Below are 14,370 nucleotides of genomic sequence, written 5' to 3' on the forward strand. Positions count from 1 at the left end.
GCAACGAGACCTAAAAGGTTTTTAAAACCTGTTAGGTCTGATCAGAATAAAAAATAAAACATAATGATTGCTTTCCAAAAAATAAAAACCAACCTCTTAACCACAGCCACAATTTTATTGATTGGTACAGCTGTAAATGCGCAGAATGACACATTGCGTTATGTTGGTAAAACACTTTCAAATGTTGATTATCATCACGGGCAGTTAAGTCCAGCAGTTGGAGTTCACGCTACGCAGATTATGCGTGCCAGCCGTGAACATCCTGAAAAAGCCGATGGTTTTGGCTGGACATACAATCATCAGCCTACAATGGCGTATTGGAACGATACTTTTTACCTTCAGTATTTAAGTGATCCTGCGGGCGAGCATATTCCGCCAAGCCAGACGCTGATTATGACTTCAAAAGACGGTGTAAGCTGGAAAATGCCAAAAGTAATTTTCCCGATTTATCATATTCCTGACGGATGGAAAAAAGAAGGCGTAGAAGGCGTTGCTAAAAATCTGGATGCGATCATGCACCAGAGAATGGGCTTTTACACTTCAAAAGACAAACGACTTTTTGCTTTGGCGTATTACGGAATTGCGATGGATGAAAAAGACGATCCAAACGACGGAAAAGGAATTGGACGTGTAATTCGCGAAATCAAAAAAGACGGCAGTTTCGGCGAAATTTATTTCATCAGATACAATAAATCCTGGGATAAATCGAAATCGGCTTTTCCATTTTATACGCAGGCAAAAGACAAAGGTTTGAAAAAAGCCTGTGAAGAAATTTTATCTGATCCGTTGGTTTTACAACAATGGGTGGAAGAAGCCGATCGTGACGACGAATTGATTCCGCTAAAGAAACCTTATAAAGCTTTAAGTTCGTATCATTTACCAAACGGCGATGTTGTAGGTTTATGGAAGCACGCTTTGACTTCGATTAGTAAAGACGGCGGAAAAACATGGGAATATACTCCCGTTCGTGCTCCCGGTTTTGTAAACAGCAATGCTAAAATCTGGGGACAAAAAACGTCTGATAATCGTTATGCGACCGTTTACAATCCATCAGAATACCGCTGGCCTTTGGCAATTTCAACAAGTGATGACGGATTGAATTATAAAGATTTACTATTGGTTCACGGCGAAATTAGTCCGATGCGTTATGGCGGCAACTACAAATCAGCAGGGCCTCAATACGTTCGTGGTATCTCAGAAGGCGACGGAACTCCGCCTGACGGGAAACTTTGGGTAAGCTACAGCGTAAACAAAGAAGATATTTGGGTAGCATCGATTCCGGTTCCGGTTACTTCGGTTGTGACAGAAAACGCAAATGATGTTTTCAGTAATCTTCCTGACGGACAAGAATTAAAGTTATGGAATACATACGATTTATCATGGGCTTCAACCAAAATAGAAAAGAAAGACGGCAAAAAATGGCTGACTTTAAGAGATCAGGATTATTTTGATTATGCGCGTGCAGAACGTGTTGTTCCGTTTGCAGAAAAAATGGAAGTCACTTTTACGGTTAAACCAGAACAGAATAATCACGGTTTATTACAAATTGAATTTCAGAATAAACAAGGATTGCCAGCCGTAAGATTAACTTTTGATTCGGATGGGCAGTTGAAAACAAAAACGGGAGCGCGTTTCAATACGATTGCCAAATACGAAGCTGGAAAAGAATATAAAGTAAATGTAAAACTGAATGTTAAAACGCGTTCGTACACTGTAAAAGTAAACGACGAAAAAGAATCAACGAGAATTTTTTATGCTCCGGTAGATGGTTTTGAGCGAATTATGTTCCGCACAGGCGAACAAAGATATACGCCAAATCCAGACACAGCGCCAGATACAGATGATTACGATGATCTGCCTCAAACAGGAAAATTAATTCCGGAAGCGGTATTCAATATTGAATCGTTGATAACGAAAAGAAATTAAATATAGCCGCGAATTACACGAATTGTCACGAATTATTTTTGATTATAGATTTAAAAATTAGTGAAAATTTGTGTAATTAGTGGCAAAAAAAAGAACACGGATGACACGGATTTACTTCGTAAAAACATGGATTAAAACGGATTTTTTATTATTTAATAGCTAGAATATAAAATCCGCGTCAATCAGCGTCTTCGCGATAGCGAATCAATTTCATCCGCGTTCAAAATCTCAACAATACGAAATGAAGAATTTCAAAAACATAGTATTAGTAATTTGTCTTTTAGTAACCCTAGTTTCTAAAGGACAAATTTTACCTGTACATTTAACAACAGAAATGGCTGACAATCCATTAGCAGTGGTTCAGAATCAACCAAGGCTGAGCTGGAAGCTGGTTTCAAAAGAATATGATGCATCACAAATTGCTTATTTGATTTTGGTTGCTTCTTCGGAAGAAAAATTAAATAATGATGATGGAGATATCTGGAATTCTGGAAGAGTAAATACAGATAAAAACCTGCATATTATTTATAACGGAAAACCATTAAAAAACGAAACCAAATATTTCTGGAAAGTGAAAGTTTGGAATCAATCAGGAAAAATTTCTAAATGGAGTAAAACAGCTTCTTTTAGAACCGCTTCGTTAGAATCAGAATTGAATCCGATTTGGATTGGGGCGATTACCAAAGCCGAAAGTCATCTGCCGGAAGGCCGAAATTACCATACAGCCACTTTCAACAGAGAAAAAAAGAATTCGTTTATCAATGCTTCAGATTCGCTTTCACGCAGGAGTATCATGCTTCGTAAACCTTTCGAAGTAAAAAAAGAAATCAAGGAAGCCGTTGTTTATATTTCAGGTTTAGGACATTATGAATTGACTATCAATGGTAAAAAAGTTGGAAACAGTCAATTTGCACCTTTATGGACAGATTACGATAAAACGGTTAATTACAATATTTACGAGTTAAACGCTAAACAATTAGAAAAAGGCGAAAATGTAATTGGCGTTTTATTAGGAAATGGAATGTACAATACGCTTGCTGAAAGATATACCAAATTCTTCGTGAGTTTTGGCCCGCCGACTTTATTCTTCAAAATGAAAATCAAGTATAATGATGGTTCAGAAGAAATTATAAAATCAGATGAAACCTGGAAATACAGTAAAAGTCCGATTACGTACAACAGTATTTTTGGAGGAGAAGATTATAACGCCAATTTAGAACAAAAAGGCTGGAACAGAAAAGCTTTCAAAGATGCTGACTGGAAAAAAGTTGTAATTCAGGAAGCGCCAAAAGGAGTTTTAAGACCGCAGACTGCACCGCCCGTTACAATTCAGAAGCAATACGAAGTAAAAACCGTAAAAGAGTTAAAACCGAATTTCTATGTTTTTGATATGGGACAAAATCTTTCGGGATTTCCAACTATCAAAGTCAAGGGAAAAAAAGGCCAGACGATTCGTGTTTGGGTAGCTGAAGGTTTAAATGAAGAAGGAACAATTGCCCAGGGAAGATCTGGAAAACCATACTATTACGATTACACTTTAAAGGGAAAAGACGTCGAAGAATGGACACCAAAATTCAGTTTCTACGGCTATCAATATGTTCAGATTGAAAATATTAATTATAAAGAAGATAAGAATAAGGAACTTCCAACTTTGGTTGATTTAAAATCGAATTTCATTTACAATTCGGCAGGAGAATCGGGAAGTTTTGTCTGTTCGAATGAAATCTTCAATAAAACACACGAACTGATTAATAATTCGATAAAAAGTAATTTCCAAAGTGTTTTTACCGATTGTCCGCAACGTGAAAAATTAGGCTGGCTGGAAGAAATTCATTTGAACGGCCCAGGTTTAATGTTCAATTATAATTTACAGACTTTTATTCCTGCAACGATGCAGAATATTTCTGATTCACAACGCGATAACGGATTAATTCCGACCATTGTTCCAGAATATGTAATTTTTGGCGGTGACTTTACCGATTCCCCAGAATGGGGTGTAACAGGAGTGATTCTGCCTTGGATGTATTATGAATATTACGGCGATGCTTCTTTACTTGAAAAATATTTTCCTGTAATGAAAAAGTATGTAGACTATTTAGGTACAAAAGCTGAAAATCATATTGTATCGCACGGACTAGGAGACTGGTACGATTACGGAACGCATGCAGCAGGCTATTCAAAAAACAGTCCAATTGCACTTTCGGCTACTTCGCATTATTATTATGGCGCTTACTTAGTGGCAAAAGCAGCTAAAATGTTGGGAAAAACGGAAGATATCGAGAAATACGAAACTTTGGCTTCTGAAATCAAAACGGCTTTTAACGCAAAATTTTTCAATCCAGAAACGAAGCAATATGGAACAAACAGTCAATTTAGCAATGCTGTTCCGATTTTTATGAATATCGTTGAGCCTCAATATAAAGAGGCTGTAATGCAGAATTTATTGGCTGACATCAAAGAAAAAGGCGATCGTTTAACAACTGGAGATGTTGGAAATCGTTATTTATTCCAAACTTTGGCAAGAAATGGCGAGAACGAAACCATGTACAAAATGCACAATCATTACGATGCGCCGGGTTATGGTTTTCAGATTAAATTTGGTTTAACGACTTTAACAGAACAATGGGATCCGAGAAAAGGAAATTCATGGAATCATTTTATGCTAGGGCAGATTGAAGAATGGTTTTACCAAATTTTAGCCGGAATTATGGCCGATCCAGAAAAACCGGGCTTCAAACATTTTTTTATTCAGCCGGAAGTAGTGGGCGATATGACTTTCGCGAAAGCGGACTATCAATCGGTTTACGGAAAAATTGTTTCGTCTTGGGAAAAGAAAGACGGCAAGTTTATTCTGAATGTTGAAATTCCAGTGAATACTACGGCAACAATAAAATTACCCGTTTCTAAAAATTCGGAAATAAAGATTGATAATAAGAAAGTTAGGGCAGGTTTTGATGGAACGAAACCAACTTTAGAATTAGGTTCAGGAAAATATACAATCGAATGCAAATTATAGAACGCATATAGAACACGGATGACACGGGTTCGCTATCGCGAAGACACGGATTTACGCGGATTTTTTTTTATGAATAGCCTCCAGTTTTAACTGGAGGTTTCAAATAAGATAAGTTATAGGGCTTTAGCCAAATGAATAAGTTAGGCTAAAGCCAATGAAAGAATCAAAATATTTTCCTCCAGCTAAAGCAGGAGGCAATTAAACAAAAAAAATCCGCGTCAATCCGTGTCTTTACGAAGTAAATCCGTTTCATCAGTGTCTAAAATCTCAACAATATAAAATGAAGAATATCAAATACATAATTACAATTGCAGTTTCAATCTTTGCTTTGACATTTGCCAATGCGCAAAGCACTTCTGATACTAATTTTAGAAAACCAGTTTCAGAAACTTTAAAGAAAATAGAAACCGTTTTTAATGTCACTATTAACGACGACCGAGGGTTACTGAAAGGAAAAGAACTGGATTATGCCGACTGGAGAATTGAACCCGGAAATTTGGCTATTTCGCTGACTAACATTCTGGCTCCGTTTGAATTGATGTATTTCAAACAGCCGGATGGAACCTACATTATTCGTAAATATGAAAACCATAAAGTTTCAGTTGATAAAGGAAAAGAACGCTTGTTTTATTTAGAAAGCCTTTATTCGACAAAAGAACAATGGGAAAAACGTAAAACGGAGTTAAAAGCTTGTATGATAACCTCATTTGGATTAGAAAAGGCTCCCCCAATGCCAAAGTCTAAACCACTTTTAACTCCAAAGAGAATTTATAAAGATTACAGCGTAGAAAATATCGCTTTGGAAATCTTGCCAGGTGTTTATGCAACGGGATCGATTTACAAACCGTATCCGTTAAATAAAAAAGCAGCAGTTATTTTAACTCCTGACGGACATTTCGGCGACGGAAGATATAGAAAAGACGAGCAGTACCGTTGCGCGATTATGGCTAAAATGGGCGCTATTGTTGTGTCTTATGATTTATTTGCATGGGGAGAATCATTATTGCAGTTTCCTGAAGAAACGCACAGAAATAGTATTGCATCGACAGTTCAGGTTTTAACCGGAATACGTTTTCTCGATTATTTGGCAACGGTAAAAAATGCTGATATGTCTAGAGTTGGTGTTACAGGTGGTTCTGGCGGAGGTTCGCATACCATGTTTTTAGCAGCAATTGATGACAGGGTAAAAGTTTCAGCCCCAGTTGTGATGGTTTCATCTCATTTCTCAGGCGGTTGTCCGTGTGAAAGCGGTCGTGGGATTCATCTTTGCGGAAATGGAACAAACAATGCGGAGATCTCAGCAATGATGGCGCCAAAACCGCAATTGATTGTTTCAGATGGAAAAGACTGGACCTTGGCAGTTCCGGAACTGGAATTTCCTTTTATCCAGAGAACGTATGAATTGTACGGAAAGAAAGATTTGGTCGAAAATGCTCATTTTGCAAAAGAAGGACATGATTTCGGAGTTTCAAAACGTATGGCTTTGTATCCGTTTATGGCGAAATATTTAAATTTAGATTTGAATAAAGTGAAAAATGATAAAGGCGAAATCGACGAATCGACTTGTGTGATTGAAACTTACGATAAGTTATATGTCTTTGGAAACAAAGCAGAAAATCTGCCTAAAAATGCGTTGAAAGACATCAACAAATTATATGAAATGTTCGGAGAAAAAAATCTGAAAGTTTACGATGTTAAGAAATAATATTTGGGCGTGACCCGATTTGAAAAAGGGGGCAATCTAAAAACCGCTCAATTCGCCCCCTTTTCCAAATCGGGTCGGGCTATCCGCGCTACTTCGGTAGCTAGCTTCTATCCCTCACGCACACTTGTAATTCGAGAACAATTGTCTTTTGATTAAAAATTTAAGAAATAAAAAATATGAATTTAATAATTGATCTGTTGAAATCTAAAGTTATACTCTGATGAGAATAACCAACAACAATCAACGATTAACCATCAACCATATACTATGAAGTTAAAAAGTAAAATTACGGTGATTTGTTTTGGAATTTTTTCGCTTACAGCAACAGCACAAAGCGATCTCAAATTATGGTACGATAAACCAGCTGCAATCTGGAACGAAGCTTTGCCATTAGGTAACGGACGTTTGGGGGCAATGGTTTTTGGTGATCCGGCGGTGGAGCGTTTGCAATTAAATGAAGAAACCATTTGGGCAGGTTCTCCAAACAGCAATGCACATTCCAAATCAATTGAAGCTTTGCCAAAAGTAAGACAGCTTATTTTTGATGGGAAATTTGATGAAGCGCAGGATTTGGCAACAAGAGATATCATGTCGCAAACCAATGACGGAATGCCGTATCAAACTTTTGGAAGCGTTTATATTTCCTTCGCAGGACATCAAAAATATAGCGATTATTACCGTGATTTAGATATCAGCAACGCAACCGCAAAAGTAAAATACAAGGTAAATGGAGTCGAATTTACAAGAGAAATTCTAACCGCATTTTCAGATCAGGTTATTGTGGTAAAACTTTCGGCGAGTCAGCCGGGACAGATTACGTGCAATGTTTTCATGAACAGTCCGATTGATAAAACGGTGGCTTCAACAGAAGGAAACCAAATTATACTTTCGGGTTTAGGGACTAATTTTGAAGGCGTAAAAGGAAAAGTAAAATTTCAGGGAAGATTAACCGCTAAAAATAAAGGTGGCGAAATTAACGCCAGCAACGGAATCTTAAGCATTAACAAAGCCGATGAAGTAACTTTGTATATTTCGATTGCAACTAATTTTAAAAATTATCAGGATATATCTGGCGATGAAATTGCCAAAAGCAAAGACTATTTGGCCAAAGCCGAAGCAAAAGATTTTGAAACTATAAAGAAAGCCCACGTTGATTATTACCAAAAATTCTTCAATAGAGTTTCTTTAAATTTAGGTTCGAATGATTTAGTGAAGCAGCCAACAAACGAAAGAATACGTGATTTCTCTAAACAATTTGATCCGCAATTGGCAGCATTGTATTTTCAGTTTGGACGTTATCTTTTAATTTCGAGTTCACAGCCGGGCGGACAGCCAGCAAATTTGCAGGGAATTTGGAATGATATGGTGACGCCGCCGTGGGACAGTAAATACACGACAAACATCAATGCCGAAATGAATTACTGGCCTGCACAGGTAACCAATCTTCAGGAAATGCACGAACCTTTTGTTCAAATGGCAAAAGAATTAAGTGTTACAGGCGCAGAAACTGCGAAGATGATGTACAATGCCAGCGGTTGGGTTTTGCACCACAATACCGATATCTGGCGTGTAACGGCTCCTGTTGATTCTGCTGCTTCGGGAATGTGGCCGACAGGCGGTGCATGGGTTTGTCAGGATTTATGGGAAAGATATTTATACACTGGTGATAAAAAATATCTGAAAGAAATTTATCCAATTATGAAAGGTGCTGCAGATTTCTTTCTTGATTTTATGGTGATCGATCCGAATACGAAATATTTGGTGGTTGTTCCTTCAAGTTCGCCTGAAAACACACATGCAGGCGGAACAGGAAAAGCGACAATTGCTTCTGGAACTACAATGGACAATCAATTGATTTTTGATTTGTTTACGCATGTTATTGAGGCTTCGGCTTTGGTTTCTCCAGATGCAGTTTATGTGAAAAAAGTAAGTGATGCTTTAGCTAAAATGCCTCCAATGAAAATTGGAAAACACAGTCAGTTACAAGAATGGCAGGATGATTGGGATAATCCAAAAGACAATCACCGACACGTTTCGCATTTATACGGATTGTATCCGAGTAATCAGATTTCGGCGATTAAAACGCCTGAGTTATTTGAAGCGGCCAAGCAATCTTTGATTTACAGAACAGACGAATCTACAGGCTGGTCGATGGGATGGAAAGTAAATTTGTGGGCCAGACTTTTAGACGGAAATCACGCTTACAAATTAATTCAGGATCAATTGCATTTGGTAACAGCCGACCAAAGAAAAGGCGGTGGAACGTATCCGAATATGTTAGATGCGCATCAGCCGTTTCAAATTGATGGTAACTTTGGATGCACAGCCGGTTTTGCTGAAATGTTAATGCAGAGTCAGGAAGATGCAATACATTTATTACCGGCATTACCAAGCGTTTGGAAAGACGGAAGCATAAAAGGTCTGGTGGCCAGAGGAGGATTTGTAATTGATATGACGTGGAAAAACAATAAAGTTTCTGAATTAAAAATCTACTCCAAAATAGGAGGAAACTGTAGATTGAAAGTTGAAAATACTTTAAAAGGAAATTCGCTTAAAAAAGCAAAAGGCAAAAATCCAAATCCGCTCTTTTATGATGTGGAAGTAAAGAAACCGATTATTTCTGATCAGGCGAAATTGGAAAAAGTAAAACTGCCAAATTACAATATTTACGATGTGAATGTGAAAGCTGGGCAGACGTATACTTTTACTGGGAATTAAGGATCGACTTATCCTAACAGGTTTTTAAAACCTGTTAGGTATAATTATTATACAACTAGTTTGTCATTTCGACGAAGGAGAAATCTCCACAAGTAACTCCGTAAAGTAAGTTACCAATCTTTGTCGAGCTTCTAACGGAGATTTCTACTTCGTCGAAATGACAAAAATGAGGAAAATTGAATTATCAGAAATACCTACAAGGTCTTGGAAACCTTGCAGGAGAGGGAATACGCAAAGTTCTCTCGCGTGAGGGATGGAAGTGGAGCTCTCCCGATTTTTCATCGGGAAGCGGGAACGGACAGCCCGGCCCGGAGGGACACGCCCAAATAATGAATTTTATAATTAGATTTTAAATATGTTACATCATTTTAAATACAAAATAATCGCTTTACTAATCTTGGTTTCAACATTAAACATAAGCTGTAAATCGGGTGCGGGGCATTCTCAAAAAGGAAAAGCAGTTATTTTAAAAGAGGAAAACTTCAAACATTATGTTGATTATTTCAACACGATGGAAGATGAAAATTTGAAATTTGCGATTCCGAATGACAGCGCGTGGATTTGGATGGAAAAGAATATTCCGTTGTTTGAATGTCCGCAGCAGAATTTTGAGGAGATTTATTATTTCCGTTGGTGGAGTGCGAGAAAGCATATTAAAAAAACACCACAGGGATTTGCGATTACTGAGTTTTTAGTAGATCGTTCGTATGCAGATAAATACAACATGATCAGCTGTGCTTTGGGGCATCACATTAATGAATTCAGATGGGTTCATGATCCGCAGTATATTGAGCAGGATGTAAAAATTTGGTACCGAGGAAATGATGGAAAACCGATGAACAAATTGTATAAATTCAGCAGTTGGACAGCTGATGCTTTGTACAACCGTTATTTGGTAAATAAGGATGAAAAATTCTTATTGGATCTCTATCCAGATATGGTTACAGATTATGCCGTTTGGGAAAAAGACCGTCAGCGCAAGGATGGTTTGTTTTGGCAGCACGATGTAAAAGATGGAATGGAAGAGTCTTTAAGCGGAGGGCGTAAAGTGCAAAATGCAAGACCAACGATTAACAGTTATATGTTTGGGAACGCTATGGCGATTTCTAAAATGGCTGCTATGAAAGACGATAAGGAAGCGGAAGCAAAATTCAAAGCGAAAGCGGATGTTTTACAGCAATTAGTTGAAACCAAATTATGGAATACTAAAAGCGAGTTTTTTGAAACTTTAACAGAAAAGGATACATTAGCGCAGGTTAGAGAAGCGATCGGATTTATTCCGTGGTATTTTAATCTTCCAGAAAAAGGAAAAGGTTTTGAAAAAGCGTGGGAACAAATTAAGGATGAAAAAGGGTTTTCGGCACCGTTTGGTTTGACAACAGCCGAAAGAAGAAGTCCGCGTTTTAGAACTCACGGAACTGGAACCTGCGAGTGGGACGGAGCGATATGGCCATTTGCAAGTTCGCAGACTTTGACGGCTTTAGCGAATGTTCTGAACAATTATGATCAAAATTTTGTGGCTAAGACAGATTATTTCAAACAAATGGATTTGTACGTACAGTCACAATATTACAGAGGCAAACCTTATCTTGGCGAATATTTGGATGAAACAACAGGATATTGGTTAATGGGCGATAGAGAAAGAAGCCGTTACTATAATCACTCGACTTTTAACGATTTGATGATTACAGGATTGGTTGGTTTGCGTCCGAGAGCAGATGAAAAGATAGAAGTGAATCCGTTGATTCCGCAGGAAAAATGGAATTGGTTTTGTCTGGATAATGTTTTGTATCACGGCAATATTATTACGATTCTTTGGGATAAAACTGGAGAAAAATATAAAAAAGGAAAAGGTTTCAGGATCTTTAAAAACGGAAAAGAAATTGCTTTTTCTGAGAGATTAGAAAAGTTGGTTTCTGAGTAAATATTAGCCACAGATTTCAAGGATTAAACGGATTTACTCAGAGTTTTATTTCTCATTTTTGTCATTTCCATCCCGAGGCTTCGGGAGAGAAATCTTCGCAAGTAACTCCGCAACAATAATCCAATCTTTGTCGAGCTCCTCGTGGAGATTTCTCCTCCGTCGAAATGACAATACTTTGTCTATTAAAAATATAAAATACCTAACAGGTTTTTAAAACCTGTTAGGAGAAAAAATAAAATCATGAAAAAGTTTTTTTTACATCTAACCATAATCATCTCACTTTTCACACTTTCGGCGAAAGCCCAGAATAAAATCAGTGTTGTGGATTTAAAATGCGAAATGCTGACCAATCCGGAAGGAATTGATGTTTTACAGCCAAGATTGAGCTGGAAAATAAAAGCAAACGTAAATGATGTCAAACAAACCCATTATCAAATTTTAGCTGCTTCAACTTTAGAAAAGCTAAACGCAGGAAACGGTGATTTATGGGATAGTGGAAAAGTACAAAGCGATGAATCTGTAAACGTAATTTATAACGGAAAAAAGCTAAAAGACAGACAAGATGTTTACTGGAAAGTAATTATTTCTACCAATATAGGTGAAGTAAAATCAGTAGAACCGGCTCATTTCAGCATCGGGATTTTGACTTATGCCGACTGGAAATCGACACGTTGGATAGGGTATGAAAAAACTTCTCCAGGCGATAGTATTTCGCAGTATTCTCGATTATCAGCCCGATATTTAAGAAAAGAAATTGACTTGAAAAAGAAAGTCAAAAATGCCAAAGTTTATATCATGGGAATGGGCTTGTACGAGCTGTACATTAACGGAAATAAAATTGGCGATCAGGTTTTGGCTCCCGTTCCTACGGATTACACGAAGAATGTAAAATACAATGTTTTTGATGTGACTTCGCAATTGAAAGAAGGCAAAAATGCATTGGGGACAATTTTAGGAAACGGACGTTTTTTTACCATGCGTCAGGATTATAAACCTTATAAAATCAAAACTTTTGGATATCCGAAAATGGCTTTGCAGTTATTTGTAGAATATACAGATGGAAGCAAAGACGTTATTCGTACAGACGACACTTGGAAAATAACAACCGACGGGCCAATCTTGTCGAACAACGAATACGACGGAGAAGAATACGATGCTCGTAAAGAAATGAAAGGCTGGAACGTCATTAATTTTGATGATAAAAAATGGTTTTTGGCAGAATATGTTCAGGAACCAGGCGGATTTTATGAAGGACAAATGTCGGCGAATATGAAAATTAAACGCGAAGTAAAACCTATTTCGATTAAACAGACACCAAAAGGAACTTATATCTTAGATATGGGACAGAACATGGTAGGCTGGTTGCAATTGAAAGTGAAAGGAAATGCGGGCGAGAAAATCACGATGAAGTTTGCAGAATCTTTACAGCCGGATGGTTCGTTGTATATTGCCAATCTTCGCGATGCCAAAACAACGGATATTTACACTTTAAAAGGCCAAGGAGAAGAAGTTTGGGAACCTCGTTTTATTTTTCACGGTTTTAGATTTGTTGAAATTTCGGGCTTCAAAACAAAACCTACTTTGGAAAATTTTGTTGGAAAAGTCGTTTATGATGATATCGCTACAACAGGAACTTTTGATTCTTCCAACCCAATAATGAATCAGATTTTTAAGAATGCTTGGTGGGGAATCAGCGGAAATTATAAAGGAATGCCAATCGATTGTCCGCAACGAAACGAGCGTCAGCCTTGGTTGGGAGACAGAACAACCGGAGCTTACGGAGAAAGTTTCTTATTTGATAATCAGACTTTGTATGCAAAATGGCTCGACGATATTAAAAACGCACAGACTATCGACGGCGGAATTCCGGATGTTGCGCCTGCATTTTGGCGTTATTACGGGGATAATGTAACTTGGCCGGGAACGTATATTACGGTGGCAGATATGCTATATAATCAGTTTGGAGACAAAAAAGTAATCGAAAAACAATATCCGTCTATGAAAAAATGGATGGATTATATGGAAGAAAATTATTTGGTTGATGACATCATGACCAAAGATAAATACGGTGATTGGTGCGTTCCGCCAGAATCTTTGGAGTTAATTCGTTCTAAAGATCCTGCTCGTTTAACAGATGGAGAATTGATCTCAAGTGCCTTTTTCTATCAGCTTTTAAATACGATGAAAAAGTTTGCGGTAATTGCTAATGCTGAAAAAGACATTGCACATTATGAGGATCTGGCTTCAAAAATTAAAAAAGCATTCAATGCGAAATATTTTAATACATCAAAAAACAATTACGCCAACAATACTGTAACAGCCAATTTACTGCCGTTGACTTTCGGAATGGTTCCAGAAGAATTACAGCAAAAAGTTTTCGAAAATCTGGTGCACGAGGTTGAAGTAACTAAAAATGGTCATGTAAGTACAGGAGTTATCGGAACGCAATTTTTAATGCGAACATTAACTAACTTCGGGCGAGGTGATTTGGCTTTCAAATTAGCATCAAACAAAACCTATCCAGGCTGGGGTTATATGGTTGAAAACGGTGCAACCACCATTTGGGAACTTTGGAACGGAAACACTGCCGATCCAGCTATGAATTCGCAAAATCACGTAATGCTTTTGGGCGATTTATTGATTTGGTATTACGAAAATATGGCGGGAATCAAAAGTAATCCTGAAACTCCAGGTTTCAAACAAATTCTTATGAAACCAGATTTTGATGCTGGATTGACTTATTTAAATGCTTCTTACGAATCGATTTACGGTTTAATTAAAAGTAACTGGAAAAAAGATAAAAAGGCTTTAGTTTGGAACGTTACCATTCCCGAAAATACTTCGGCTATTGTGTATCTTCCAACAACAGACATTTCGGCTGTTTCCATCAACAAACAGAAGCTGGATAAGAGTTCTCATGCTTTTTCAGTAGAAAAAAATCAAATAATTGTCACACTTTCGTCAGGAAATTTTGCGATAAACGTTAAATAATCTGCATTTTTAATAATTCGGGACAGTACAGGATACATTGTTAATTTTTTGGTGTTATTTTTACACTTATTAAATATTTTTACCTAAAAA

General features: G+C 37.4%; 6 protein-coding genes. All 6 read left to right on the forward strand.

What is annotated here, in order from left to right:
* Window positions 1-63: 63 nt before the first annotated feature.
* The 6 genes from EDB96_RS16745 to EDB96_RS16770 all read left to right on the forward strand — a co-directional run bounded on the left by EDB96_RS16745 (window position 64) and on the right by EDB96_RS16770 (window position 14,280).
* On the forward strand, window positions 64-1,926 hold the full coding sequence (locus EDB96_RS16745) for an exo-alpha-sialidase (protein ID WP_134142084.1): 1,863 nt from the start codon (window positions 64-66) through the stop codon (window positions 1,924-1,926).
* 241 nt (window positions 1,927-2,167) lie between these two features.
* A complete protein-coding gene (locus EDB96_RS16750; protein WP_134142086.1) occupies window positions 2,168-4,942 on the forward strand; it encodes a glycoside hydrolase family 78 protein in 2,775 nt (924 codons plus the stop codon).
* Between the two features lie 280 nt (window positions 4,943-5,222).
* Window positions 5,223-6,647 carry an acetylxylan esterase gene (locus tag EDB96_RS16755; protein WP_134142087.1) on the forward strand — a complete coding sequence of 475 codons (1,425 nt, stop codon included), beginning with the start codon at window positions 5,223-5,225 and terminating at the stop codon, window positions 6,645-6,647.
* A gap of 267 nt (window positions 6,648-6,914) precedes the next feature.
* Entirely contained in the window at window positions 6,915-9,365 is a 2,451-nt protein-coding gene (locus tag EDB96_RS16760) for a glycosyl hydrolase family 95 catalytic domain-containing protein (RefSeq protein WP_134142088.1), read from the forward strand.
* 355 nt (window positions 9,366-9,720) lie between these two features.
* Window positions 9,721-11,289 carry an MGH1-like glycoside hydrolase domain-containing protein gene (locus tag EDB96_RS16765; protein WP_134142090.1) on the forward strand — a complete coding sequence of 523 codons (1,569 nt, stop codon included), beginning with the start codon at window positions 9,721-9,723 and terminating at the stop codon, window positions 11,287-11,289.
* A 240-nt stretch (window positions 11,290-11,529) separates the two neighbouring features.
* On the forward strand, window positions 11,530-14,280 hold the full coding sequence (locus EDB96_RS16770; protein WP_134142091.1) for a glycoside hydrolase family 78 protein: 2,751 nt from the start codon (window positions 11,530-11,532) through the stop codon (window positions 14,278-14,280).
* The last annotated feature ends 90 nt before the right edge of the window (window positions 14,281-14,370 follow it).

The organism is Flavobacterium sp. S87F.05.LMB.W.Kidney.N (assembly GCF_004366435.1).
Classification (GTDB): Bacteria; Bacteroidota; Bacteroidia; order Flavobacteriales; family Flavobacteriaceae; genus Flavobacterium.